Annotated in this window: 26 protein-coding genes; 21 read left to right on the top strand and 5 right to left on the bottom strand. The window is 72.3% G+C overall.

What is annotated here, in order from left to right; translation table 11 throughout:
* Positions 1 to 19: 19 nt before the first annotated feature.
* From F6X53_RS20960 to F6X53_RS20885, 16 genes are all read left to right on the top strand, one after another.
* The gene (locus F6X53_RS20960) at positions 20 to 736 is read left to right on the top strand and encodes a lysozyme (RefSeq protein WP_244965603.1); all 717 of its coding nucleotides are present in this window, start codon (positions 20 to 22) and stop codon (positions 734 to 736) included.
* A gap of 30 nt (positions 737 to 766) precedes the next feature.
* Positions 767 to 1,309 carry a hypothetical protein gene (locus tag F6X53_RS20955; RefSeq protein ID WP_151002233.1) on the top strand — a complete coding sequence of 181 codons (543 nt, stop codon included), beginning with the start codon at positions 767 to 769 and terminating at the stop codon, positions 1,307 to 1,309.
* Between the two features lie 32 nt (positions 1,310 to 1,341).
* Positions 1,342 to 1,719, top strand: coding sequence for a hypothetical protein (locus F6X53_RS20950; protein ID WP_151002231.1), 378 nt, complete (start codon positions 1,342 to 1,344; stop codon positions 1,717 to 1,719).
* Entirely contained in the window at positions 1,716 to 1,940 is a 225-nt protein-coding gene (locus F6X53_RS20945) for a hypothetical protein (RefSeq protein ID WP_151002229.1), read from the top strand. The genes F6X53_RS20950 and F6X53_RS20945 overlap by 4 nt, the downstream gene beginning before the upstream one ends.
* Before the next feature lie 249 nt (positions 1,941 to 2,189).
* On the top strand, positions 2,190 to 2,567 hold the full coding sequence (locus F6X53_RS20940) for a PepSY domain-containing protein (RefSeq protein ID WP_151002228.1): 378 nt from the start codon (positions 2,190 to 2,192) through the stop codon (positions 2,565 to 2,567).
* Positions 2,568 to 2,607: 40 nt separating this feature from the next.
* Complete coding sequence (locus tag F6X53_RS20935) at positions 2,608 to 3,285, top strand: response regulator transcription factor (RefSeq protein ID WP_151002226.1); 678 nt, start codon at positions 2,608 to 2,610, stop codon at positions 3,283 to 3,285.
* A gap of 112 nt (positions 3,286 to 3,397) precedes the next feature.
* The gene (locus F6X53_RS20930) at positions 3,398 to 4,816 is read left to right on the top strand and encodes a sensor histidine kinase (protein WP_151002224.1); all 1,419 of its coding nucleotides are present in this window, start codon (positions 3,398 to 3,400) and stop codon (positions 4,814 to 4,816) included.
* 161 nt (positions 4,817 to 4,977) lie between these two features.
* A complete protein-coding gene (ccmI, locus tag F6X53_RS20925; RefSeq protein ID WP_151002222.1) occupies positions 4,978 to 6,501 on the top strand; it encodes a c-type cytochrome biogenesis protein CcmI in 1,524 nt (507 codons plus the stop codon).
* A gap of 158 nt (positions 6,502 to 6,659) precedes the next feature.
* On the top strand, positions 6,660 to 7,241 hold the full coding sequence (gene ccmE, locus F6X53_RS20920; protein WP_151002219.1) for a cytochrome c maturation protein CcmE: 582 nt from the start codon (positions 6,660 to 6,662) through the stop codon (positions 7,239 to 7,241).
* Between the two features lie 44 nt (positions 7,242 to 7,285).
* Positions 7,286 to 9,289 carry a heme lyase CcmF/NrfE family subunit gene (locus tag F6X53_RS20915; RefSeq protein ID WP_151002216.1) on the top strand — a complete coding sequence of 668 codons (2,004 nt, stop codon included), beginning with the start codon at positions 7,286 to 7,288 and terminating at the stop codon, positions 9,287 to 9,289.
* Positions 9,286 to 9,762 (top strand): cytochrome c-type biogenesis protein, encoded by a 477-nt coding sequence (locus F6X53_RS20910; protein ID WP_151002214.1) that lies wholly within the window; start codon positions 9,286 to 9,288, stop codon positions 9,760 to 9,762. The genes F6X53_RS20915 and F6X53_RS20910 overlap by 4 nt, the downstream gene beginning before the upstream one ends.
* Before the next feature lie 251 nt (positions 9,763 to 10,013).
* On the top strand, positions 10,014 to 10,373 hold the full coding sequence (locus tag F6X53_RS20905; RefSeq protein ID WP_151002212.1) for a hypothetical protein: 360 nt from the start codon (positions 10,014 to 10,016) through the stop codon (positions 10,371 to 10,373).
* Between the two features lie 158 nt (positions 10,374 to 10,531).
* Positions 10,532 to 11,218 carry a DUF1007 family protein gene (locus F6X53_RS20900; RefSeq protein ID WP_151002210.1) on the top strand — a complete coding sequence of 229 codons (687 nt, stop codon included), beginning with the start codon at positions 10,532 to 10,534 and terminating at the stop codon, positions 11,216 to 11,218.
* A complete protein-coding gene (locus F6X53_RS20895) occupies positions 11,209 to 12,216 on the top strand; it encodes a nickel/cobalt transporter (protein ID WP_151002206.1) in 1,008 nt (335 codons plus the stop codon). Before F6X53_RS20900 ends, F6X53_RS20895 begins: the two co-directional genes overlap by 10 nt.
* 133 nt (positions 12,217 to 12,349) lie before the next feature.
* The gene (locus tag F6X53_RS20890) at positions 12,350 to 13,060 is read left to right on the top strand and encodes a hypothetical protein (protein WP_151002204.1); all 711 of its coding nucleotides are present in this window, start codon (positions 12,350 to 12,352) and stop codon (positions 13,058 to 13,060) included.
* Positions 13,061 to 13,185: 125 nt separating this feature from the next.
* On the top strand, positions 13,186 to 13,452 hold the full coding sequence (locus tag F6X53_RS20885) for a hypothetical protein (RefSeq protein ID WP_151002202.1): 267 nt from the start codon (positions 13,186 to 13,188) through the stop codon (positions 13,450 to 13,452).
* A gap of 35 nt (positions 13,453 to 13,487) precedes the next feature.
* On the opposite strand, the gene F6X53_RS20880 is transcribed toward F6X53_RS20885, so the two are convergent.
* Together F6X53_RS20880 and F6X53_RS20875 are read right to left on the bottom strand one after the other, a co-directional pair.
* Positions 13,488 to 14,075: a histidine phosphatase family protein gene (locus F6X53_RS20880; protein ID WP_151002200.1), complete on the bottom strand. Its 588-nt coding sequence runs from the start codon at positions 14,073 to 14,075 to the stop codon at positions 13,488 to 13,490.
* Complete coding sequence (locus F6X53_RS20875; RefSeq protein WP_280526047.1) at positions 14,072 to 14,707, bottom strand: cysteine hydrolase family protein; 636 nt, start codon at positions 14,705 to 14,707, stop codon at positions 14,072 to 14,074. The genes F6X53_RS20880 and F6X53_RS20875 overlap by 4 nt, the downstream gene beginning before the upstream one ends.
* Before the next feature lie 239 nt (positions 14,708 to 14,946).
* Here F6X53_RS20875 and F6X53_RS20870 point away from each other — a divergent pair, with 239 nt between their 5' ends.
* A complete protein-coding gene (locus F6X53_RS20870; RefSeq protein ID WP_151002198.1) occupies positions 14,947 to 16,062 on the top strand; it encodes a glycosyltransferase family 4 protein in 1,116 nt (371 codons plus the stop codon).
* Positions 16,063 to 16,066: 4 nt separating this feature from the next.
* Here the strand turns inward: F6X53_RS20870 and F6X53_RS20865 are convergent, their stop codons facing one another.
* From F6X53_RS20865 to F6X53_RS20855, 3 genes are all read right to left on the bottom strand, one after another.
* Positions 16,067 to 16,987, bottom strand: a complete 921-nt coding sequence (locus F6X53_RS20865) for an NAD(P)H-dependent oxidoreductase (protein ID WP_151002196.1) — start codon at positions 16,985 to 16,987, stop codon at positions 16,067 to 16,069.
* Positions 16,988 to 16,999: 12 nt separating this feature from the next.
* Positions 17,000 to 17,971 carry an SDR family oxidoreductase gene (locus F6X53_RS20860; RefSeq protein ID WP_238295933.1) on the bottom strand — a complete coding sequence of 324 codons (972 nt, stop codon included), beginning with the start codon at positions 17,969 to 17,971 and terminating at the stop codon, positions 17,000 to 17,002.
* Between the two features lie 89 nt (positions 17,972 to 18,060).
* Entirely contained in the window at positions 18,061 to 18,570 is a 510-nt protein-coding gene (locus tag F6X53_RS20855; RefSeq protein ID WP_151002194.1) for a ferritin-like domain-containing protein, read from the bottom strand.
* Between the two features lie 516 nt (positions 18,571 to 19,086).
* Here F6X53_RS20855 and F6X53_RS20850 point away from each other — a divergent pair.
* The 4 genes from F6X53_RS20850 to F6X53_RS20835 all read left to right on the top strand — a co-directional run bounded on the left by F6X53_RS20850 (position 19,087) and on the right by F6X53_RS20835 (position 25,098).
* The gene (locus F6X53_RS20850) at positions 19,087 to 20,085 is read left to right on the top strand and encodes a chemotaxis protein CheB (protein ID WP_151002192.1); all 999 of its coding nucleotides are present in this window, start codon (positions 19,087 to 19,089) and stop codon (positions 20,083 to 20,085) included.
* A gap of 266 nt (positions 20,086 to 20,351) precedes the next feature.
* A complete protein-coding gene (locus F6X53_RS20845) occupies positions 20,352 to 23,957 on the top strand; it encodes a CheR family methyltransferase (RefSeq protein WP_238296511.1) in 3,606 nt (1,201 codons plus the stop codon).
* Positions 23,954 to 24,355, top strand: a complete 402-nt coding sequence (locus F6X53_RS20840; RefSeq protein ID WP_238296515.1) for a response regulator — start codon at positions 23,954 to 23,956, stop codon at positions 24,353 to 24,355. The genes F6X53_RS20845 and F6X53_RS20840 overlap by 4 nt, the downstream gene beginning before the upstream one ends.
* Positions 24,352 to 25,098, top strand: a complete 747-nt coding sequence (locus tag F6X53_RS20835; protein WP_151002190.1) for a Crp/Fnr family transcriptional regulator — start codon at positions 24,352 to 24,354, stop codon at positions 25,096 to 25,098. The genes F6X53_RS20840 and F6X53_RS20835 overlap by 4 nt, the downstream gene beginning before the upstream one ends.

The raw sequence follows: 25,098 nt of genomic DNA, 5'->3' as shown, positions 1-25,098 counted from the left end.
CAGCATCCGGAGATCGTTGATGGAGCCGAAGAGCAGGATGGAGCTCAGCGCCATCGGGCGGGCCGTGCTCGTCGCCCGCGAGGCATTGCGCCTCGACGCCTACCGCGACGCGGCCGGAATCTGGACCATCGGGGTCGGCCACACCTCGGCGGCGGGCCCGCCCGCGGTGCGGGAGGGCCTGCGCCTCACTCGCGAGGCGGCCGAGGCGCTGTTTGACCGCGACGTGGCGCGCTACGCGGCCATCGTGCGGGAGGCGGTGCCGCCCGGCCTGCCCGAGCACGCCTTCGACGCGCTGGTCTCGCTCTGCTTCAACATCGGACCGGCGGCCTTCCGGCGCTCGACCGTGCTGCGGCGCCTGCGCCTGGGAGACCGGGCGGGCGCGGCCGACGCGATCCTGCTCTGGGACCGGCCGGCCGCCGTCATGCCTCGCCGCGCGGCGGAGGCCGACCAGTTCCGCACTCCCTACGGCCTCGCCTTGCCCCGGGCGCGCCGGGGCGATCCGAGCCCGATCCCCCGGCCGGACGGGCTCAGGCCCCCGCTCGCGCCGCCGCGCCGCCCGATCCCGCGCATGGCCGGGCCGGCGCCGGCCGCACCGCCTGTGCTCCCGCGCCCGCGCGATCCGGCCGCGCCAAGCCTCCACGACGGCTTCCAAGACGGCCTCGACGACGGCCTCGACGACGGCTTCCTCGCCGGCCTCTGGCGACGCCTGCGGGCGCGCCTCACCGGCCGAGCCTGACCCCCCTCCCAACCCCAGAAGGACCGAGACATGTCGCGCAACCATCCCCGATTCCCGATCCCCTCCGGCCTCGCCGCCCTGATCCTCGCCGCCGCGCTGGCGCCCGCGACGGCGCTCGCCGCGCCGGGTGATGTCGGCACCGTGGCGCTGCCCTGGGGCGATGCCCTGGCGGCGGCCGCGCAGGGCCTGGGGGCGGCCCTCGTGCCGCTGGCGGCCGGGGCCGCCACCGCCGCCCTGGCGCGGGTGGCCGGCCCCTTGCGCTTCCTCGTCACCAGCACCCTGGTGGAGCGCCTCGTGCGCAATGCCGGGGACTACGCCCTCAACGCCGTCTCGGGCGCCGTGAAGGGCCGGACCCTGAACGTGCCGCTGGGCTCGGCCGTGATCGCGGCGGCGGTGCAGCGCGCCGCCGACCAGGCGCCCGCCTGGCTCCTGCGGGAGGCCGGAGGGCTCGATGGCCTCGCCGAGAAGGTCTTCCGCAGCCTGCCGCTGGAGGCGGCGGCCGACGCGGGCAACACCCTGCGGCCCGGACTCGCGGCGGGCCGCGCCCGGACCGGGCCCGCGCCCGCCGCCTGAGAGCAACCGCACGACGCAGCGAGGGGCGGCCGATGGAGAAGATCGCACTCGAGGCCGCCCGGCTGCTCTTCGCCGAAGGGGGCGCCGGCTGGGTCGTGGCGGTGCTGCTCGGGCTGGCCTGCCTGCATCTCCACCGGCAGAACCTGCGGGCGGTGGAGACCCGCATCAGCGAGACCGGCGCCACCGCCACCGCCCTGGAGCGCGCCTCCCAGAGCGGCGCCGCCGTCGCGGCGGCCCTCGAGAGCCGCACCCGCGTGCTGGAGGATCTCGCCCGCCTCAGCGCCGAGATCGCCCGCAGCATCGACCGCAGCGACGAGCGGGCCCGCGAGCGCTTCGACGAGGTGCTGCGCCTCGTCGCGGATCTGCGCCGCCAGGCGCTCCCCGATCCCGACCGAAAGGACACCCGATGATGCCCATCTCCCCCACCGGCTTGGCCCTGCGGCCCGGCGCCGCGCGCATCCGCCGCCGGGCCGCGGACGGGCGCCTGCGCGCGGCCCGGTGCGGCTTCGAGGGCGCGATGCTGGCCCTGCGCCGGGCCGCCCTCGACCATGCCGAGAGCCAGGCCCTCCTGAGCGATACCCTGCGGGCGAGCCTGGCGCGCCTCGCCGAGCGGGCCGGCGCGAAACCGTGATGGGCCGCGCGCCCGCGGGGTGGGAACCGCGCGGGACTTCAACCGTAACGCTCGGCAGCATTCCGCATCAGCCCGTGAGAGACCCGCTTGTTCTCCCTGCCCTCAAGCCCCCGACGAAGCCCGGCTCCCGATGCGCGGGCGCGCGCCGGGCTCCGGGCCAGGCTTCGAGACGGGGCGCAGGGCTCGGCCGCGCGGCCGGAGCGCAGTATTCAGGGGGCATTCAGTGCCCGGGCGCGACAGTCCCTTCCCATGCGCCACGTCTTCACCCTTCTCGCCGGCTGCCTGACCGTCGTGGCTCTCGCCACCGGCGCGATCGGCACGCTGGCCGAGGAGACGGCGGCGCCCGGCACCCAGCTCACGCGGGTGCAGAGCGCGCCGCCGCCGCGCGCCGAGAACTGCCTCACCGCCGCAGACCTGCGCGAGGCGGTGGCGGAGCGGCGGGTGATCGAGCCGGTGGCGGCGATCCGCGCCGCCCGCACGGTGATCCCGCGGGCCGAGATCCAGCGCGCCAGCCTGTGCCGGCACGAGGAAGGCCTCGTCTACATGCTGACGGCCTTGCGCCGGGACGGGCATTTCGTGCACGTCATGGTGGATGCCAAGACCGGCGAAGTCGCCGGCCAGTATTGATCGGCCGTCTCGGCCGGTCGCCAGAACGGAGTATTGCCAGGTGCGCCTGCTCGTTGTCGAGGATGACCGGGACATCAACCGCCAGGTCGTCAATGCGCTGGAGGAGGCCGGTTACGTCGCCGACAAGGCCTTCGACGGCGAGGAGGGCGCCTATCTCGGCGAGAACGAGCCCTACGACGCCATCATCCTCGACATGGGCCTGCCCAAGGCCGACGGCGTCACCGTGCTGCAGCGCTGGCGCCGCGCCGGCATCAAGACCCCGGTCATCATCCTGACCGCCCGCGACCGCTGGTCCGACAAGGTCGACGGCTTCGATGCGGGCGCGGACGATTACGTGACCAAGCCCTTCCACATGGAGGAGCTGATGGCCCGGGTGCGCGCCCTGCTGCGCCGCGCCGCCGGCCACGCGTCGAGCCAGATCACCTGCGGGCCCGTCACCCTCGACACCCGCTCGGGCCGGGTCTTCGTCGACGGCAACCCGGTCAAGCTGACGAGCCACGAGTACCGGCTGCTCTCCTACCTGATGCACCATACCGGCCGCGTGGTCTCCCGCGCCGAGCTCACCGAGCATCTCTACGACCAGGATTTCGACCGCGACTCGAACACCATCGAGGTCTTCGTCGGGCGCCTGCGCAAGAAGCTCGCGGTCGACCTGATCCAGACCGTGCGGGGCCTGGGCTACCTCGTCGACCCGAACCAGCCCGCCGCGCGGGTGTGAGGCGCGGGCGAACACCCCGCCGGGACCGGCGCGCGACACGGTCCGCCCCCGCGCCCAAGGGACTGCGCTCATGACACAGCGCCCGTGAGACCGCGTCGATGACACCGCCCGCATGAACGCCGTTCTGGACATCCTCTCCCTGCGCCGCCGCTCCATCGCGGTGCGGCTCGCCGTGTCGGCGCTGCTGGCGAGCTCGGCGATCCTGCTGATCGCGGCCTGGATCCTGACGACGCTCTACCGGGAGAATACCGAGCGGGCCTTCGACAGCCGGCTCCTCGTCTACGCCAACAATCTCGCCACCGACCTCGTCTCGCCGAGCGATCCCGAGCAGCGCTCCTTCACCCTCGGCGATCCGCGCTTCGACCTGCCGCTGTCGGGCTGGTACTGGCAGGTCGGCCGGCCGGACGCCAAGCCGCGCGACCTGCGCACCTCGCGCTCCCTCGTCGGCGTGCCGCTCAAGCCCGCCACCAGCCCGGACGGCAAGGCCGGGATCGGCCAGATCCGCCAGGGCTACGGCCGGGGCCAGGACGAGCGGCTCTTGCGCATCATCGAGCGCGACGTCGATCTCGGCGAGGAGGGCCGCTACACGGTCCGGGTCGCGGGGCCGGCGGACGAGATCGTCAACGACGTCGACCGCTTCCGCTTCTCCCTCTTCGTCACCTTCGGGCTCCTCGGCCTGTTCCTGGCGCTGACGACCCTGCTGCAGATTCGCTTCGGCCTCGCGCCGCTGGCGCAGATGCGGGCGGCGCTCGGCGCCATCCGGCGCGGCGAGGCCGATCGCATCACCGGCGAGTACCCGCGCGACATCGCCCCCCTGGCCGGCGAGGTGAACCTCCTGATCGAGACGAACCGCGAGATCCTGGAGCGCGCCCGCACCCAGGTCGGCAACCTCGCCCACGCCCTGAAGACGCCGCTCTCGATCATCGTCAACGAGGTCGGCAGCGCCGACGCGCCGGAGGATCTGGCCTTCAAGATCCGCGAGCAGGCCGCGGTGATGCGCGATCAGGTGAACTACCATCTCGACCGGGCCCGCGCGGCGGCGCTCGCCGGCACGCTGGGCACCTCGACCGAGGTCGAGCCGGCGCTCGCCGGGCTGGTGCGGACCTTCGGCAAGATCTACCGCGACAAGGACATCGCCTACGAGGTCAGCGTCCCGGCGGGCCTGCGCTTCCGGGGCGAGCGCCAGGATTTCGAGGAGATGGTCGGCAACCTCGTCGACAACGCCTCGAAATGGGCGAATGCGCGGGTGGCGATCCGGGCCGAGGCGGTGGCGCAGGACAATTACCCCCACCTCCTGGTCGCCATCGAGGATGACGGGCCGGGCCTGCCGCCGGAGGCGCGCGAGGCCGTGCTCGGGCGCGGCCGGCGCCTCGACGAGACCAAGCCGGGCTCGGGCCTCGGCCTCTCGATCGTGGCCGATCTCGCCACCCTCTATCGCGGCCGCTTCCGCCTGGAGCAGGCGGCGCTGGGCGGCTTGCGCGCCGTCCTCGAGGTGCCGGGCGACGCGCCGGCAGGCGTCGCGCACCATTGAGCGCCCGGCGCCCCGGCCGTTGCGCCGCCCTCCCGTAAGGCTAAGTTCGCGCCGCCCGACCCGCATCACGTGACACCGTGTCACCGGATGGTGACGTCGTGCGGGCCGCAACCCGCCTTTACATGGTGACGGGCTGCGAGGGTCCGGCATATTGGGGTCCGATGACGGCGATCTGGTTCATTCTGGCGTTCATGACTGGTGCGGCGGTGCTCGCCCTGCTCTGGCCGATGTCGCGCCGCGTCGCGGCCCCCGTGCCGGAGGCGGCCCAGGCCGCCACCGAGACGGGCTTCTACGAGGACCAGCTCGCCGAGATCGAGCGCGACCTCGCCCGCGGCCTGATCGCGCCGGCGGAAGCGGAGGCGGCCCGCACGGAGGCCGCCCGCCGGCTCCTGCGCGCGAGCCGCCTGACCGGCACCGCCGACGCGGCCGATTTCGCCGAGCCGCATCTGCGCCAGCGCCGCGCCGCCTCGGCCTTCGCCCTCTCCACCATTCCGCTCGTGGCGCTGCTGGCCTACGGCCTCTACGGATCGCCCGACCTGCCGGCGCAGACGGCGGCGGACCGCCAGGCGGCGCAATCCGGCAACCAGGACTTGATGAAGGCGATCGGCCAGATCGAGGCCAAGCTCGCGAGCGATCCGGCGGATGTCCGCGGCTGGTCGGTGCTCGCCCCCGTCTACATGCGCCTCGGCCGCTTCGACGACGCGGCCCATGCCTACGAGGCGGTGAGCCGGCTCAAGGGCGAGACCCCGCAGGCGCTCTCCGACTGGGGCGAGGCGCTCGTCGCGGCCGCCAACGGCGTCGTCTCCCCCGACGCGAAGGCGATCTTCGATCGCGCCGTCGCCCTCGACGCGAAGGCGGCCAAGCCCCGATTCTATCTCGCCCGCGCGGCCGAGCAGGGCGGGGACAATGCGGGCGCGATCCGGGAACTCGGCGCCCTCGAAGAGGCGGGGCCCGCCGACGCGCCCTGGCTTCCGCTGGTGCGCGAGACCCTCGCCCGCCTGAAGGGCGAGGCCGCCCCCGCCTCCGAGGCGGCCGCCGCGCCGAGCCCCGGCCCCGCCCCGCCCTCCGACCCGAGCGCGGCGATCCGCACCATGGTCGACGGGCTCGACCAGCGCCTGCAGAAGCAGGGCGGCAGCATCGACGAGTGGCTGCGCCTCGTGCGCTCGCGCAGCGTGCTCGGCGAGCGCGACAAGGCGCTCTCGGCCCTGGAGCGGTCCCGTGCCGCCCTCGGATCCGACGGGCAGGCGCTGGAACGCCTCGACGCGCTGGCGAAGGAGCTCGGCCTCGCGCCCGGCGCCGCCTCCCTCAGGGCCACGGAGCGCACGCCGCCCTCCGCCACCCAAACCGCTGGCCAGGCCGCCCAGGCCGCCAGGAGCGACGACGGGACGGCGCGGGCCGATACCGACGCCGCGGTCGCGGCCGTCAAGGCGATGCCGGCGGCCGAGCGGGACGCCGCCGTCCGCGGCATGGTGGCCGGGCTCGACCGGCGCTTGAGCGCCAAGGGCGGCACCGCCGACGAGTGGCTGCGCCTCGTGCGCTCCTACAGCGTGCTCGGCGAGCGCAAGCAGGCGAGCCGCACCCTCGACCGGGCCCGCATGGCGCTGGCGGCCGATACGGGCGCGGTGGAGCGCCTCGACGCGCTGGCCCGCGAGCTTGACCTGCACGGCACGGGCGGGAAGCCCTGACCGCGCCGGGTCCCCCCTGACAATCGGTCCCGCCTGTGGCCCTTGACCGGGCTCGTCGGGCGGTCGACACCCTATCCATAAGTTTAGAAATGTTCAGGGACGCTTCGGGCCGGGATCGGCCTGATCGGCCCAATGACGGGACCGGGACGGAACCAGACGTGACGCGCAAGAGCCGCCGCCTCATCCTGATCGCCTCCTGCGGCGGCGTGCTGACGCTCGCGGTGGGGCTGATCCTGTTCGCGATGAGCGGCTCGATCGTGTTCTTCCGCTCCCCCACCGAAGTGGCCAACCAGGGCGTCGCGCCCGGGACGCGCTTCCGCCTCGGCGGCCTCGTCAAGGACGGCTCGTTGGAGCGCGGGCCGGATCAGACGGTGGCCTTCGCGGTCACCGACACCAACGCCACCGTGCAGGTGACGTATCGCGGCCTCCTGCCCGACCTGTTCCGCGAGGGCCAGGGCGTGGTCACCGAGGGCACGCTGGAGCCCGGCGGGCTGTTCCGGGCCGACACCGTGCTGGCCAAGCACGACGAATCCTACATGCCCCGCGAGGTCGCCGACGCCCTGAAGGCGCAGGGGCGCTGGCAGGAGGGCAAGGGCCGCGAGGCCAAGGACGGCGGCAAGGCGGGCGGCTTGGCGAACGGCAAGACGAGCGGCACGGCGAACGGCATGACGAGCGGCCAGGCGGCGCCGCAGGCCGCGTCCGCCGGCGAGAAGACCCTCGGACCGCGCAGCGAGCGATGAGCCGCGCCGGTCACGGGCCCCAGGGCCGAAAGGAAGGATAGTCAGTGCTCGTCGAGGTCGGCCATTTCGCGCTCGCGCTCGCGCTCGCGCTCTCCCTGGTCCAGGCGGTGATGCCGATCTGGGCTGCGCGCTCCGGCGACCCGGCTCTGCGCCAGGTGGCCAAGCCGGCCGCGCTCGGCGCCTTCGCCTGCGTGCTCTTCGCCTTCGCGGCGCTGACCTACGCCCACGCCACCTCGGACTTCTCGGTTCAGAACGTGGTGGAGAACTCCCACACCACGAAGCCCTTCCTCTACAAGATCTCGGGCGTGTGGGGGAACCACGAGGGCTCGATGCTGCTCTGGGTCCTGATCCTCACCCTGTTCGGGGCGCTGGTGGCGGGCGCGAGCGAATCGGTGCCGCCGGTGCTGCGCGCCAACACCCTCTCGGTGCAGGGGATCGTCACCTTCGTGTTCGTGCTGTTCATCATCACGACCTCGAACCCCTTCACCCGGGTCATGCCGGCGCCGATCGAGGGCAACGACCTCAACCCGCTGCTGCAGGATCCGGGCCTCGCGATCCATCCGCCGCTGCTCTATCTCGGCTATGTCGGCTTCTCGATCACCTTCGCGTTCGCGGCCGCCGCCCTGATCGAGGGGCGCATCGACGCCGTCTGGGCCCGGGCCGTGCGGCCCTGGACGCTCGTCGCCTGGAGCTTCCTGACGCTCGGCATCGCGATGGGCTCGTACTGGGCCTATTACGAGCTCGGCTGGGGCGGCTGGTGGTTCTGGGACCCGGTCGAGAACGCCTCGCTGATGCCCTGGATCGCCGGGACCGCGCTCCTGCACTCCACCGTGGTGATGGAGAAGCGCGACGCCCTCAAGGTCTGGACGGTGCTCCTCTCGATCCTGACCTTCTCGCTCTCCCTCATGGGCACCTTCATCGTGCGCTCGGGGCTGCTCACCTCGGTCCACACCTTCGCCACCGACCCGACGCGGGGCGTCTTCATCCTCGCCATCCTGGTGCTGTTCATCGGCGGCTCCCTGAGCCTGTTCGCCTGGCGGGCGCCGCTGCTGCGCCAGGGCGGCCTGTTCGCGCCGATCTCCCGCGAGGGGGCGCTCGTCCTCAACAACCTGTTCCTGGTCGCCGCCTGCGCCACCGTCTTCGTCGGCACGCTCTATCCCCTCGTCCTCGAGATGGCGACGGGGGAGAAGATCTCGGTCGGACCGCCCTTCTTCAACAGCACCTTCGTGCCCCTCGCGGTGCCGCTCCTGCTGATCGTGCCCTTCGGGCAGACGCTCGCCTGGAAGCGGGGCGACGCGCTCGCGGCCGCGCAGCGCCTCTTCGCCGCCATGGCCTTCGCGCTCGCGATCGGGCTCGCCGCCCTGGCGCTGACCTGGGGCGGCCCGGTCCTCGCCCCCGTCGGCATCGGCCTCGGCGCCTATCTGGTGATCGGCTCGGCCCTTGAGATCATCTCGCGGGCGCGGGGCTACGGCGCCAGCCGCACCCGGTCGCCCGGGATGATCTGGCGCCGGGCGCTCGGCCTGCCGCGCTCGGCCTGGGGCACGGCCCTGGCGCATGCGGGCGTCGGCATCGTGGTCCTCGGCATCGCCGCGCAGGGCTGGGCGACGGAGGGGCTCGCCACGCTCAAGCCCGGCGAGACGCTGGCCACCGGCCCCTACGTCGTCACCCTCGAGCGGGTCGCGCCGCGGCCCGGCCCGAACTACGAGGAGACGGCCGCCTTCCTCACCGTGCGCAACCGCGCGGGCGACGAGATCGGCCATCTCGATACCGGCAAGCGCTTCTACCCGAGCCGGCGCATGACGGTGACCGAATCCGGCCTGCTCACGGTCGGGGCCAGCCAGGTCTATGCCAGCCTCGGCGAGGTCCATCCCGGCGGCGGCATCGGGTTGCGGCTCTACTACAAGCCCCTCGTGCTCCTGATCTGGCTCGGTGCCGTGGTGATGGCGCTGGGCGGGGCCGTCTCCCTCACCGACCGGCGCATGCGCGTCGGCGCTCCCGCGCGCGCCCGGGCCAAGGCGCTGCCGCCGAGCGCGGTGCCGGCCGAATGAGCCCGCGCGTGACCCGCAACTTGACCCGCGCCGCCCTGGCGCTCCTCCTGATCGCGCGGGTGAGCGCGGCCGGCGCGGTGCAGCCCGAGGAGGTGATGAAGGATCCGGCCCAGGAGGCGCGCGCCCGCACGATCTCGGCGGGCCTGCGCTGCCTGGTCTGCCAGAACCAATCCATCGACGATTCCGACGCGCCGCTGGCCCGGGATCTCCGCCTGATCGTGCGCGAGCGCATCCGCGCCGGCGACGACAACCAGGCCGTCGAGGATTACGTGGTGAACCGCTACGGCGAGTTCGTGCTGCTGCGCCCCGTCTTCGCCCTGCACACCCTCCTGCTCTGGCTGACGCCGGCGCTGGTGCTGCTGGCCGGCGCCTTCGGGATCTGGCGGCTGGCGCGCCGCCGGACGCCCCGGCGCCCCGAGACCTTGACGGCGGCCGAGCAGGCCGAGATGGCGGCCCTGCTCCGGCGCGATTGAATTTTCTTCAAACCCCGCTCAAATTCGATTTGTATTCGGCCGGCGGATAGTTCCGGTTCCGGCCATGAGCCCATGCATATTTGTGCAGTCAACAGCGCAATTCTGCAACTTCCATGCGTGGCCAGCATTTGTGCGATGCGAAAGGTACTCTTCGCAACGCACCATAACGGCGGCATAAAGCGGTCTCCCGGTGCAACCGGCTTTCCGTACGGGCACTCCCGGCGGACAGTAACCGCACAGGCCACATTCCCATGCGCAAGCTCGCCCTCGCCCTCTCCGCGACCACCCTCTCGCTCGCCCTGATCTCGGGGGCTTCCGCCCTCGAGCTGAAGCCCCTCAAGGCGAACTCCGTCGATCTCGGCACCTTCCGGGGCTCGATCTACTACACCACCGCGACGGACGGTTACCGGGTCGTCGCGACCCTCGCGGCCACCAACACGCACGGCGACCAGCCCCAGATCGTCCGCCTCGTCACGACCCTCAACGCCGACCAGACCGTGACCCTCTCGGTTCCCGGCAGCATGGGCGCCGACGGGCGCGACGCGACGATCGCCTTCTCGCGCCGCGGTAACGTGGTCGAGGTCGCCTCCGCCGAGATCGCCCTCGACTGAGGCCGGTCCGGGCTTCGACGAAGCGGGCCCGACGCGCCCGCACGGGCGCCGGTCCCCTTGGCCGGCGCCTCGCTTTCGCCCCACTGGAACGCGAGGACGGGGGCTCACGACGGCCCGTTGACGGATCGTTAACCACGAGACGCGAGCGTCCCGCGACCATGCCGATCGCCTCGCCCCCGCACCGCGCGCCCCTCCTGGCGGCCTGCCTTTCCGCAGGCCTGGCCCTGGCCCTCCCGGGTCCGGCCCTCGCCCACCCGCATGTCTGGGTCACCGCCAAGGCGGAGATCGACTACGCGGAAGGCGGCAAGGTCACGGGCATCCGCCATGCCTGGACCTTCGACGCCGCCTACTCGGCCTTCGTCACGCAGGGCCTCGACAAGAACCACGACGGCGCGCTGTCGCCCGACGAGCTGTCGGACCTCGCCACCGAGAACACCCGCAACCTGACCGAGTTCGGCTACTTCACGAAGCTGAAGGTCGGCGGCAAGGAGCAGGCCTTCGGCGAGCCGGCCGAGCCCCGCATGGCGATGCAGGGCGAGGGCCTGACCCTGACCTTCCTGCTGCCGCTCAAGACCCCCGCCCCGCAGGGCCGCGGCGTGGTGGCGCTCGAGGTCTACGATCCCACCTACTTCGTCGCCTTCAGCCTCGCGGAGGGCGCCGACGCCGCCCGCCTCGCGGGGGCGCCTCCGGGCTGCGCCGCCACGGTGACGCGCCCGAAGACGCAGGAGGCCAAGACTGCGGAGGCGGGCAAGCCCGGCATGACCGAGGCCTTCTTCGAGGCCCTCACGGCCGCCTCGAATTTCGGCGTGCAGTTCGCCAACCGGATCCTCGTGGCATGTCCGTAGGCGCGGCGCTCCCGGGCGCCCTCCCGGCGCGCGGCCGGCTCGCCCTGCGGCTCGGCCTCGTGGCGGCGGCCATCGCCCTCGCGAGCCTCGCCCTCGCGGGCCTGATGTGGCTGATCGCCCCCAACCTCGCGGCGCCCCCGCCCCGCTCCCCCTTCGGCATCGGCTTCCGCGAGGCGGCCCCCGCCGCGTCCGGCCTGGGCGGCTGGCTCCTGGCCCTGCAGGCGAGCTTCTCGCGCAGCCTCCAGGGCGCGGTCGCGGGCCTCAAGGCGGGGGGCGATTGGGGACCCCTCATGGGCCTCGGCTTCGCCTACGGGGTGTTCCACGCCGCCGGCCCCGGCCACGGCAAGGCGGTGATCGCCGGCTACATCCTGGCCGGCGAGCGGGCCCTGCTGCGGGGCTTCTCCCTGAGCTTCGCCGCGGCCCTCCTGCAGGCGCTGGTGGCGATCGCGATCGTGGCGGTCGGCGTCCTCGTCCTCGACACCACCGCGGCCGGCATGACCCGGGCCGGCAGCCTGATCGAGACCGTGAGCTTCGCCCTGGTGGCGCTGATCGGGCTCGCGGTGACGTGGCGCAAGGCCGGGCGGCTCGCCGCCCTCGGCACGCCGGCGGCCTGCGGCCCCGATTGCGGGCATGTCCACCTCACCGACGCGGAGGCGATCGGCCGGCTCGGCACCTGGCGGGAGCGGGCCGGGGTGGTGCTGGCGGCCGGCACGCGTCCCTGCGCGGGCGCGGTGCTGATCCTCGTCTTCTCCGCCTCCCAGGGCCTGCTCGCCGCCGGCATCCTGGCGACCCTCGCGATGGCGCTCGGCACCGCCCTGACGACCGGGGCGCTCGCGAGCCTCGCGGTCTTCGCCAAGGCCCTGGCGCTGCGCCTCGCGGGCGGGCGCGGCCGATCCGGCATCCTCGCGGTCGTCGTCCTCGAGCTCCTCGCCGCCGCCTTCGTGCTGGTGCTCGGCCTCGCGATGCTGGCGGGCCTCGCCGCCGGCACCGGCGCCTGATCGGCCCGGCCCGCGCTCCCGGCCTCGCCCAGCCTGCTGGCCAAGCCTGCTGGCCAAGCCTCTGCCGGGACGATACGCCCCTCGCCAGGACGACAAGCCCGTGCCAGTCTCCGGGCCCTGGAAGGGAGCGGCGATGACGGCGGGCTTCGAGCACATCCTGAAATGGCGGCTCCTGACGGGCTCGCACCCGTTCCCGGGTCCCGATGGCGGCACCTGCATCAACGAGGCCGCGATCGTGGCGGCGGGGCTGCCCTACCGGGCGATCCGCGCCTCGTCGGATTGCCCGCCCTGCTTCTCGCCCCCGCTCGCCGCCTACGCGCTCGGCCTCAACGACGCGATGCCGGATGCCGAGCGCCCGCGCCTGATGGCCTTCGTCCTGCGCCTCTCGGGCTCCGCCGACACGGCCGAGACCGAGGCCGCCCGGACGGCCTTCCTGGCCCTGGAGAGCGTGCGACGCATCCTGCCGCCCCTCCTCGACGGCGCCGGGATGGCGGATCTCGCCGCGCGCTGCGAGGCCGCCGCCGATCTCGGGCAGGCGGTGGCCGCCGCGAACGCCGCCGCGTGGCGGGGCGGGGCCGCCGCGCAGGCCGCCTCCCTGCGGCGCGCCTGGTTCCAGGGGGCGCGCGCCGCCTGCATCGCCCGGACCGCCGCGGCGGCGGTGCGGGCGGCGGAGGATGCGCGCTGCGCCGCCGAGGTGCCGGAGGGCGCCAGCGCCTTCCTGTCGGAGGCCTGGTCGCTGGCCAGCGCCATCCTGGACGACGCCCTCCGCATCGGGCGGCAGGCGCCGGAGATCGATCCGGTGCGGGCGCGCGACCGGCTCGACGCCGCGCGGGCGCGGGCCTGACGAACCGCGAGCCCGGCCTGAACCTGCCGCGCCGCCGCGTGTTCCCTCAGCCGGGGCGGGACCGGGCCGGGATGGGCCCGAGCCGGATCACCGCGTCCCGGCCACCCGTTCGTCCGCAGGTTCCCATGTCGCTGATCTCGATGCTTCCGACCCCGATGCCGCTTCTCCGCGCGAGCCTCGTCCTCGGCGCGCTCCTGGCGGCCCCCGTCGCCGCGTCGGCCGAGGAGACGCCGCCCGCCGCGACGGGCGCGACCCAGGCCCCGCACCAGGAATGCAGCGCCCGGGCCGACCAGACCGGCATGACGGGCACCATGAAGGACACCTTCGTGACCGAGTGCGTGGCGGGCGAGAAGGTCAGCGACCCGGCCAAGGCCGAGGCCAAGCCGAAATGAGCTGATATCGGCGCGCCGGCCGCGAGCGGGCGCCCTCAGGCGAGGATGGGGGCCGCCGCGAGGTCGAGTTCGATGCTCTGGCAGTTGTCGAGCCACGCGCCCGTGAGATGGTAGAAGAAGGTGCCGTGGCCCACCACCGCGATGGTGCGCTCCGGCCGGCCCTTCAGCCAGTCGCGGAAGCCCGCGACGCGCTGGTCGAACAGCGCGCGCGGCTCGATGTGGTAGCCGCCCTCGTTCGGGTCGCCCTCGGCATGCCACCAGATCTCCGGCAGGTGATCGACGCTGAGATGCGGGAACTCGGCCGCGATCTGCGAGGCGGCGCGCCCGACGTCGCAGCTGCTCTCCTGGCACTCGCGGTGCAGCACCTCGACGAGGATCGGGGGCTCGGCCGGATGCGCGCCGAACAGACCCATCGTGGTCTCGATGGCCCGGGTCAGCGGCGAGGTCACCACCAGCTCGAAGGGAATGTCGCGCAGGGCCTCGCGGGCGCCCGCCACCTGCGCGTGGCCGCGCGGCGTCAGGCGCGCGTCGATATGGCCGGGATCGCGCCCGGTGGCGCGGTGGGCGGCGTTGAAGGTCGATTCGCCGTGGCGGATGCAGACGATGCAGGTGGGCGTGGTCATGGCGTCCAGTTTTCCAGGACCGTCCGGGTGGAGACGGTCTCGACCTGCTGGCCGTAGCGCGAGCGGTACAGGGTGAGAAGGGCGTCGTGCGCGAGGTCGGACGAGCTGCAGAGCGCGTCCGTGACGACCACGACCCGATAGCCGCAATCGACCGCCCCGAGCACGGTGGAGAGGACACAGACATCGGTCTCGCCGCCCGTGACCACAAGGGTGTCGATGCCGCGGGCCTGCAGGCGCGCATCGAGATCGGTGCCGATCCAGGGCGAGTAGGTCCGCTTGTCGAAGACGAGGCCCGGCGGTGCGAACCGCGCGAGGTCCGGCACGAGATCGACGAGGCCGGGCTCGAGCCGGTCCAGCGTCATCGAGGACCAGCGCTCGTAGTAATGGGCCCAGGTTCCCCGGCCCTCGCCCGGATGGCGCGCCGGGATGAATCGGGTGAAGAGCGTGCGCTCGGGCCGCGCCGCGACGAGGCGGACCACGTTCGGCACGACGCGCTCCATCCAGGGGGTGTGCCAGTCGGTCTTCTCGGAAAACATCCTCTGCATGTCGACGCAGAGATGCAGGCATGTTGCGCCCAAATGGCCATGGCGCAATGCGTCGTTCGCGCTGAAATCATCGTCTTGCGGTACCATCCCGGCGTCCCTTCTCTTTCGTCCGGACGGCAAGAACGACGGCAAAACAGACGTTGTTCCAACCAAAGCATCAGGCGTTTCGCCGAGCGCGGCTTCAGTCCCGCGCGAATACACACATGTGTTAAGGACGGCCCTGCCTTTGTCACCGATGCTGCCCGCGCGCTCCGCCCGGAGGCGCTGGGGAGGGTGCGGCAGACCATGCGGGATACGCTCGGGGACGAGGCTGGACGGGGGATCGCATGCGCGCCTCGCTGAGCGGGTTGCACGTGCTTCTCACCACGGAGGCGGCCGGCGGCCTCTGGCGCTACGCCCTCGACCTCGCGGCGGGCCTCGGCGGGCGCGGCGTCTCGACCACCCTCGCGGTGCTCGGGCCCGGCCCCGACCCGGACCAGGTGGCCTGCGCCGAGGCGATCGCGGGGTGCCGCCTCGTCGTCACGGGCATGGTTCTCGACCGGACGGCGCCGGACCCGACGGCCCTGCGCGATGCGGCCGACGCGATCGCCGCGCTGGCCTGGCGCCTGCGGGCCGACATCGCGCACCTGCACGACCCGGCCCTCATCGCCGGCGGCGGCATCCCGGTGCCGACGATCGTCACCTGCCACGAATGCCGGCCGACCTGGTGGTCGACGCTTCGTGATAGCCCCCTCGCCTCCGACCTCGCGCGGCGGCGCGACCTCGCGGCGGAGGGCCTGCGCGCCGCCGATCTCCTCACCGCGCCGACCCGCGCCTTCGCGGACCTGACGGCGGCCGTCTACGGCCTCGACGCGCCCCCCCTGGTGGTCCGCCACGGGCGCCGCGCATCCGGGTCGGTGGCGCCCTGCCGGGGCCTGCCCCGCGTCGTCACCGCCGGAGCCCTCTGGGACCGGGGCCGGAACCTCGCGGCCCTCGACCGCGTCGCGGAGATCCTGCCCGTCCCGGTTCAGGCCTCGGGCAGCCTGGAAGGGCCGGACGGCGAGCGGATCAGCCTCCCCAGCATCCAGCATCTCGGCCCCCTGTCTGCGGCCGATTTCGCCGACCGGCTCGCGGGGCGGCCGATCTTCGCCTCGCTCGCCCACTACGAGCCCTTCGGGCCCGCCGTGCTGGAGGCCGCGCAGGCGGGCTGCGCCCTGGTCCTCTCCGACATCCCGACCTTCCGCGAACTCTGGGTGGACGCCGCCATCCTGGTCCCGCCCGACGATCCGGGGGCGGCCGGGCGGGCGATCATCGGGCTCCTGGCCGACCGCGACCTTCGCCGCCAATCCGGCGAGGCGGCGCGCGCCCGGTCCGAGGATTACGGCCCGGAGGCCGCGCTGGACGGGATCGCGGCCGTCTACGCGACGCTCGGCGCGCGCGGAGCGACGGGCGTGGCGGCCTGATCCCTCAATCCGTCGTCGATTGCGCCCCGCGCTCGGCCTCTTCTGTCCCCGGCACCGGGCCCTTTCGGCGGACATGGTGCACGAAGGCATCGACCCAGGCGTCGAAGCAGGCCATCACCTGCGCCTCCGCCGCCATGTCGTCCGACTGGTCGTCGGCATAGGGGCGCCCGGGCCCGGTCGTGGCGTGCTGCCAGAGGGTGTCGGGCACCTCGATGCCGCTGTAGCGGCATTGCCAGACGAGGCCCTGATAGGCGCGACGCTCCTCGCCCTGATAGGGCTCCTCGCCGGGATCGAACCAGGCCTTGTGGGCGAGGATGCGGGGACTCCGGTCCGGATCGAGCTCGTTGCCGCCCAAATTGCCGTAGCAGAAGAAGGCGGCGGTGCGCCCTTCGAGGTGGTTGCGGGTCAGCGCGGACCAGAGCGGCGAGCGCTCCAGCGCCTGCGCCTTGAGGGTGCTCTTCTTCTCGATGAGGTCGGGGCGCGGGTTGCCGCCGCTCATGCAGACGAGCCGGTCGAACATCGCCTTCAGGTTCGTGCTCGGCCCATACCACCAGACCGGCCCGATGATCGCCCAGGCATCGGCCCGCGCGAGCCGCTGGTAGAGCCGCTCGTTCCACATCAGGTCCGGCTGGTGATCGCTGTCCGGCCCGTAGCAGTTGCAGGGCCAGACGCAGAGCGCCATCGAGGTTCCGACGCAGCCGTTGCAGCCCTGGATCTTGGGCTTGCCGTGCTCGTTGCCGATATCGACATGGTCGGCCTGCCACGCGGGCGGCAGGCGCCCGAGCATGCGATGCATCAGGAAGCGGGCCTTGCTGTCGAGACCCGGGCAGCCGTCGATCCGCCGCGCCGAACCCGCCACGAGGAGCAGCTTGAGGGGGCGCTGCTCCAGTGGAAGCGCCTCGGCCCGTGCGCTCAGATCGTCCATCGGGTGCGCCGGTCAGTGCCGGCGGCCCGTGCCGCGCATCAGGGCGGCGGCCGCCGCGACCCCCGCCGTCAGCAGGAGGCCGGTCGCGGCCGGATGGATGGCCGAGCGGGTGTAGAAGCTGTGCCGCTGCACGTAGCCCGGATGGTCTCCGCGGACCTGCCCGTCCTCCCCCGCCGCGTGGAGCGCGCCGGGCGGGTTGCGCGACGGCTCGTCCCGCATCTGCTGGGCGATCATGCTGCGGCCGATCCGGTCGAAGGTGCGGGGGGCGACCGCCTGGAAGGCGGTCATCAGGCGGCCCGCCCCGCCCACGTAGATGTCGCGCTGCGGGCGCTCGGCCGCGCTCAGGATGGCGAGGGCGACCTCGCGCGGATCGTAGACCGGCGGGGGCAGCTTCGGCTCCCGCCCGGTGTAGTTGCGGGCGTGCTGGGGAAAGGGCGTGTCGATGGCGGCGGGCTTGATCAGCGTCACGGCGACGTCGGCGCCCGCCTCCTCCAGTTCGATCCGCAGGGCGTCCGTGAAGCCCTTGATGGCGTGTTTGCTGGCGCAGTACATGCCCTGGAGCGGGAAGGCGATGTCGGAGGCGACGCTGCCGAGATTGATCAGCACGCCGCCGCTCTGCTTGAGATGCGGGACCGCCACGAGGGAGCCGTAGACGACGCCCCAGAAATTGGTCTGGAACAGGCGCGCATGGTCCTCGTCGCTGACCTCCTCGAGCCGCCCGAAGATCGAAAGGCCGGCATCGTTCACCCAGGTGTCGATGCGGCCGTAGCGGGTGATCGCCGCGTCGGCGATGCCCTGGACCGCCTCCCGCGTCCCCACATCGGCGGCGACGTGGATCGCCTCGCCGCCGTCCCGCCGGATCTGCTCGACGATCCCGGCTAGCGCCTCCGCGTTGCGCGCGGCGAGCACGACCTTGGCGCCGTGGCTCGCGGCAGCCTGCGTGGTGGCGAGGCCGATGCCGCTGGAGGCACCGGTGATGACCATGACCTGCTCATGCAGGGATTTGCGGGAGGCGTGCACGGGGCGGATTCCTGGGGCACGAGGACGGGACGGGCGCGGCGCGGCGGAGGGGCTCAGCGATCCGCCTTGGCCCCGCTGGTGGTCAATTCGAGGTAGCGCAGGCTGGTCGGACGGATGAGGCCGCGGATGGTCTGCGCCATCGTCTCCTCCTCCTTCAGGGAGGTCTGGAAGGCGCTGATATGATTGCTCTGCCCGGCAGCGTCCGCGATCGCGATCAGCGACTCGTAGACGGCGATCTCGAAATTCTCGAAGGCATGGTTGGCGAAGCTGTTCTTCAGGATCTCGTCCTGGGCGGGCGCGTGGGCGAGCGCCGCCATGTTGCCCATGAGGCCGAGCACGCCTTCCTTCAGGGCCGAGGGAGTCTCCGAGAACGTGCCCAGCGCCTCTTCCAGCCGGTCGCGCTGGTGATGGGTCTCGGTGATGTGGCTGCGCAGGGCGGCCTCCATCTCGGGGTAGCGCTCCAGGCGCTCGACCTGGCGCTCCATGATCTGGAGAGCCTGCATCTCCACCGCATGGGCGTTCTTGAGAGCGGTCACGTAGATCGATCGGGTGTCTTCGGCCATGTTCTCGAAACTCCTGAGCCAAGGGGCGCGCTGGCGCGCAAAGAACGCTCCGATTTCGGGTCGATGCCCGAGCTCATCACCCGCGCGGAGGCCGAGTGGCCCGTTCTTCGGCACGGATAAGCCTGCGCAATGGAAGCTATCGAGCAATGTTTTTGCTTCGCATCGGTTCCCATCTGCGAAATTGACACTTTCGAAGAAGCGATTTTAACCTATTTTAGTTTTTGACCCGGAAACGAATACTCAAGCTCGATGCGGGCCTGTCCTCGGCATCGGTCGCCTGCGGGCGCGAGGCGAGGGCTTGGCCATCCGGGCCACGCCGGATCGGAGCCGGCGGGGGCTCCGCCGGCCTCGCGCGGCAACATCCGGCGCCCGGCGCGACCGAAATTTGATCCATGTCTATGCGCGGTGCCGAAGCAGTTCGTACGATGCGGGCCGACAGCCATGGGCGTGTCTCCCGCGCTTCGATCGCGCAGGTCCGCGGTCATCCTGACGACGGATCAGAGAGGCACCCGAAACTTGGCAAACCGTGACATCATCGTCATCGGCGGCTCGACGGGCTCGATCGAGGTCCTGCGGACGATCTGCGGCGGCCTGAGCCCGGACCTGCCGGCGGCGATCCTCGTGGTGGTGCACCTCGCGCCCGAGAGCGGGAACCGGCTTGCCAGCATCCTCGACGCCGCCGGCCCCCTGCCCGCCGCGACCGCCCGCGACGGCGAGCCGATCGAGCGCGGCCGGATCTACGTGGCCCCCGCGGACCAGCACATGCTGGTGCTCGGCGGCGCCATCGCCCTGCGGCGCGGGCCGCGGGAGAACCTCTTCCGCCCCGCCGTCGACCCGCTGTTCCGCTCGGCCGCGCTCAGCCACGGGGCGCGGGTGATCGGGCTGGTGCTCTCGGGCCAGCTGAACGACGGCGCGGCGGGCCTCGTGTCCGTCAAGGCCTGCGGCGGCTCCGCCCTGGTGCAGGACCCGGCGGAAGCCCGGGCGCCCGAGATGCCGCGCAGCGCCCTGCAGGCGGTCGAGGTCGATCGCTACGCCCCGGCGGCGGAACTCGCGGCCCTGCTCGGCGCGATGGCGGCTTCGGCGCCGGGCCCTGCGCGGCCGGTGCCGCAGGACCTGCATCTCGAGGTCAACATCGCGGCGGATGGCGAGCTCGACAGCGAGCGGCTGCGAGATTTCGCCGAGCCGGTGCCCCTGACCTGCCCGGATTGCGGCGGGGTGCTGTCCCAGACCAAGGGATCGGGCCCCCTGCGCTTCCGCTGCCAGATCGGCCACGCCTTCACCGGGCAGGCGCTCGACACCCGGCAGGAAAGCGCCGTGGACGAGGCCCTGCGGGTGGCCCTGCGCATCGTCGAGGAGCGGGTCGAGCTCCTCAGGCGCCTCTGCGAGAAGACGGCGGAGACCGGGCTCGCCGCCCGCTACGCCTCCCGGGCCGACGAGTACCGGGCCCATGCCCAGACGATCCGCCGCGCGATCGTGGCGGCAGTGATGCCGGATGCGGAACCGGCCGACCTCTGACGCCCCGCCCGCCGGGGCGGCGGCCGCGCGCCCGACGCCGCCCCGCCTCGCGTCCTGTCCGGGGCTCGGCGCCCAGCGGCACGGCGCCCGGACCAAAAATACAGGCGCAACCAACCCCAAGGTACGATAATCTCTGCCGACAACCCGGACGGGACGATCGCGACAAGCCGGCCCGAGAAGGCGGTGCCGGCGCGTGATCGACATCGGGGGATGCCCGAGCCCAGACCGGCGCGGGTCCGATCAAGCAGGTGTGGTCGAGAACGAGCGTGAGCGAGCCAGAGAGCCCATCCGAGCCGATCGTGGAGGAGAACGAGGGAGCCTCCCCCGCCCTCTCGCCGGTCATCGTCGGCGTGGGCGCCTCGGCGACCGCCATCGGGTCGATCGACAGCTTCCTCTCGCATATCGGCGACGTCGCGGGCATCGCCTACATCGTGGTGGTGCAATATCGCGAGGCCCTCGACGAGCCGCGCATCCTGCGTCACCTGCGCCAGACCCAGGGCCTCAAGGCCGCCCCCATCGTGGACGGCGCCAAGGTCGAGGCCGGCCATGTCTACATCGCGGGCGTCAGCTCCATCCTGATCATGCGCGAGGGCCGTTTCAGCGTCCGGATGACGGAGCCGAACGGGACCGAGCGGGGGACGATCGACAGCTTCCTGGTCTCGCTGGCCGAGGACCAGGGCGAGCACGCGGTCGCGGTCGTGCTCGGCGGGACCGGCAGCGACGGCACCCTCGGGGCGACCGCCGTGAAGGAGCGCGGCGGCCTGACCCTGGCCGAGCAGCGCGACGACGCCCACGAGGCGGGAGCCTCCACGAGCAACACGGCGGCGGCGATCGTCGATTTCGTGATGCCGCCCGCCCGGATGCCGGAGCACGTGGCGACCTATGCCCGCCACCTCGCCCGCCTCCACAAGTCCCGGACCTTCAACGAGATCCGGGACTCGGTCTCCAAGCACCTCACCCGGATCGCGGCGGTGCTGCGCAACAAGACCGGCCACGATTTCCACGGCTACAAGCAGAACACCTTCCTGCGGCGCGTCCAGCGGCGGATGCAGGTGGTGCAGACCGAGGCGATCGAGGCCTATGTCGACTTCCTCCGAAGCGATCCGGCGGAGGTGCAGCACCTGTTCAACGACCTGCTCATCGGCGTGACCCAGTTCTTCCGGGACGCGGGCGAGTTCGAGTTCGTCGAGAAGGAGGTCATCCCGAAGCTGTTCGCCGGCAAGAGGGCGGGCGATCAGGTCCGCGTCTGGGTGCTCGGATGCGCCACCGGCGAGGAGGCCTACTCCCTCGCCATCCTCCTGCGCGAGCACATGATCCGCCTCGACGTCGTCCCCCAGGTGCAGATCTTCGCCACCGACATCGACGGGCGGGCCCTCGCGGCGGCGCGCGTCGGCCGCTACAGCGAGGCGATCGCCGGCACGATGAGCCCCGAGCGCCTCACGCAATGGTTCGTGAAGGAGGGCAACACCTACTGCATCGTCAAGGAATTGCGGGAGATGTGCATCTTCTCCCAGCACAGCGTCATCAAGGACGCGCCCTTCTCGCGGCTCGATCTCGTCTCGTGCCGCAACCTCCTGATCTACCTGAACAACGAGTTGCAGAACCGCGTCATCCCGCTGTTCCACTTCGCGCTGCGCCCCAACGGCTACCTGTTCCTCGGCAATTCCGAGAACGTGACCCGCCACGCCAAGATCTTCGCCCCGGCGGACCGGCGCTACCGCATCTTCCGCCGGCTCGACACCCTCACCCGGGTGCTGCCCGACTTCCCCCTCGCGACCTCCAGCGTCGACCGCAGCGGCGACACCGACAAGACCGCGCGTGCGCGCGAGGTCGCCGGCAGCCTGACCCGCCGGGCCGAGCGGATCGCCGAGCGCTACGCCCCGGCCTACGTCATCATCGATGCGGCCTACGAGGTGCTGCATTTCTCCGGCCGCACGGGCCATTACCTCTCGCCCTCGCCGGGCGCGGCGAGCCTGAACCTCCTCAACCTCGCCCACCGCGACCTGCGCCTCGACCTGCGCGCGGCGCTGCACAAGGCGGAGACCGAGGGCAAGCCGGTCAAGGCCGACCGGATCCAGATGGGCCTCAACGGGCATCGCCGGATCGTGACGCTGATCGTCGAGCCCGCGCGCGCCAGCCAGGAGCACGCGGCGAACTACGTCGTGATCTTCCAGGACGGCGAGATCCTGGAGGGCGAGGAGGCGTCCGACATCTCGCCGAGCTTCGCCCGCGACGAGCACGTGCAGCGCCTCGAGGCGGAGCTACGCCTCACCCGCGAGCGCCTGCAGGCGACGATCGAGGAATTGGAGAGCACCAACGAGGAGCTCAAATCCTCCAACGAGGAGTACCAGTCGGTCAACGAGGAGTTGCAATCGGCCAACGAGGAGCTGGAGACCTCGAAGGAGGAGCTGCAATCGACGAACGAGGAATTGCAGACGGTCAACAGCGAGCTCGGCTACCGCGTCAACGAGCTCGACCGGGCCAACAGCGACCTGAAGAACCTGCTCGAGAGCACCCAGATCGCCACGGTGTTCCTCGACAACAATTTCTGCGTGAAGAGCTTCACGCCCTCCGTCGTCGAGATCTTCCACCTGATCGAGAGCGACCTCGGCCGGCCGATCACCCACATCGCGCCGCTGATCGTCTACAAGGAATTGCAGGAGGATCTCGGGCGGGTCCTGCGCACCCTCGGGACGATCGAGCGGGAGGTCGAGAACACGAGCACGGGCGGGCGCTACCTCGTGCGCGTCCTGCCCTATCGCAACATCGACAACTTCATCGCCGGCGTGGTGCTGACCTTCCTGGACATCACCGCCACGGCCCGGGCGGAGCGGGCCCTGCGCGAGACCGAGGAGCGCTTCCACCACATGGAGCGGGCGGTGCCCGCCTTCCTGTTCACGCTCCTGCCGAACTTCGACTGCGACTACCTCAACCCGCGCTTCTACGAGTATACGGGCCTGGAGGCGGGGGGCGCCCTCGGCAAGGGCTGGACCGCGACGATCCATCCCGACGAGAGCGAGGCGCTCCAGGCCGCCTGGGAGAGCGCCCGCGATGGCGGGCAGCCCCTCGTGTACGAGGGCCGCATCCGCGACCGGAAGGGGCGCTACCGCTGGTTCACGACCCGCGCCGAGGCGATGCGGGGGACGGACGGGTCGATCGTGAAATGGTTCGGCTCCTGCACGGACACCCATGAGCGGCGCCGGGCCGAGGACCGGCAGCGCCTGCTCCTCGCCGAGTTGCAGCACCGGGTGAAGAACATCCTCGCGGTGGTGCGCTCGGTGGCCAACCGCACCTCCGACAGCGCCACCTCCCTGGCGGAGTTCCTGGCCCATTTCGACGGGCGCCTCGGGGCGCTCGCCCGCACCCAGAACATCCTGACGCGCACGGCGGATTCCAGCATCGACCTCGCCGAGCTGATCGGCGACGAGGTGATCAGCTATTCGGGCCGCGACGGGGAGCAGGTGACCCTGACCGGCCCCGGCGTCCGCCTGCGCCAGAAGGCCGCCGAGACCCTGGGGCTCGCCCTGCACGAATTGGCGACGAACGCGATCAAATATGGGGCGTTGACGGGGCCGGAGGGGCACGTGGCGATCACGTGGCGGTCCTTCGGGCCCGATGGCGGCGGCGAGCGCCTGATCCTCGAATGGCGCGAGAGCGGGGTGCGCTTGATGAACACCGATCCGGCCCGCCGCGGCTTCGGCCGCGAGCTGATCGAGCAGGGCCTGACCTACGAGCTCGGCGCGACGACCGCCCTGGAATTCCTCCCCGGCGGGGTTCGCTGCGTCATCGAGATCCCACTCGGGGCGCGCAACGCCGCGCCGCCCCTGATCGAGATCGAGCCCGGTCGCGGCGACGACGGCCAAGGTGGATGATGGACTCCAATCCCAACCGCCATGTCCTCGACGGTCGGTCCGTCCTCGTGGTCGAGGACCAGTACTTCCTGGCGGGCGACATCGCCCGGGCGCTGTCGGCCGTGGGCGCGGAGGTGATCGGGCCGGTTCCCGATCTCGATCGCGGCCTCGCCCTCAGCCGGGGCCGGGATCTCGACGCCGCCGTCCTCGACATCAACCTGCGGGGTGAGGACGTCTATCGCCTGGCCGAGGAGCTGATGCGCCGGGCGGTGCCCATCGTGTTCACCACCGGCGTCGACAGCACGGTGCTGCCCACAGCCTTCGTGCAGGTTCCGCGGCTGGAGAAGCCGATCCAGCTCGCGGACCTGATCCGGACCCTGTCCGATCTCCTCTCAGGCGCGAGGTCCACCGCTCCATGATCGCAGCCTGGGAACGGACCATCGTGCCGGCCGACCCGCTGGTCCGCCGGCTCAGCGCCTTCGGCAGCCTCGGGCCGGCCGAGATCGACCTCCTGCGCGACGCGATCCAGCGTCCCGTCTCCGTCGCCTCGCGGTTCGAGGTCTCGACCGCGGCCGGCAAGGGCCGGCAGGCCCTCCTCCTCGTCTCCGGCTGGGCCGCCCGGCAGCGGGTGCTCGCGGACGGGCGGCGGCAGATCATCAGCTTCGTCCTGCCGGGCGATTTCGTCTCCTTCAGCCTGCATCGCGAGCCCCTGCGCTACGCCAGCACCGTGGCCCTGACCCCGGCGGTCGTGGCGGAGGCCGACATGCTCCTCGAGGCCTGCATCGCGCAGGATTACGCGACGCCGCTCGCCAGCACGATGCGCACCGTCGCGGCCGCCGAGGACGCCCTGCTCGCCCACCAGGTCACGCGGCTCGGGCGGCAGACCGCCTACGAGCGCATGAGCCACCTCCTCCTCGAATTGCGCGAGCGCCTGAGCCTCGCCGGCATCGAGCCGGGCGACAGCTTCACGCTGCCGATCATCCAGGAAATGCTGGCCGATGCCCTCGGCCTCAGCGTGGTCCACACCAACCGGACGCTGCAGCAGCTCCGCCGCGACGGCCTGATCCGGATGAGCGGCATGAAGGTGACGCTGGTGGACGCCGCCGCCCTCGCGGCCCTCTCGGACTACGTCCCGATCACGCGGCTGGTCGGGCGGTCTTGA

Origin of the sequence: Methylobacterium soli (genome assembly GCF_008806385.1) — a bacterium.
Lineage (GTDB): Bacteria > Pseudomonadota > Alphaproteobacteria > Rhizobiales > Beijerinckiaceae > Methylobacterium > Methylobacterium soli.
The sequence above is the reverse complement of the archived record's forward strand: the minus strand, read 5'-3'. Positions and strand labels throughout refer to the sequence as shown.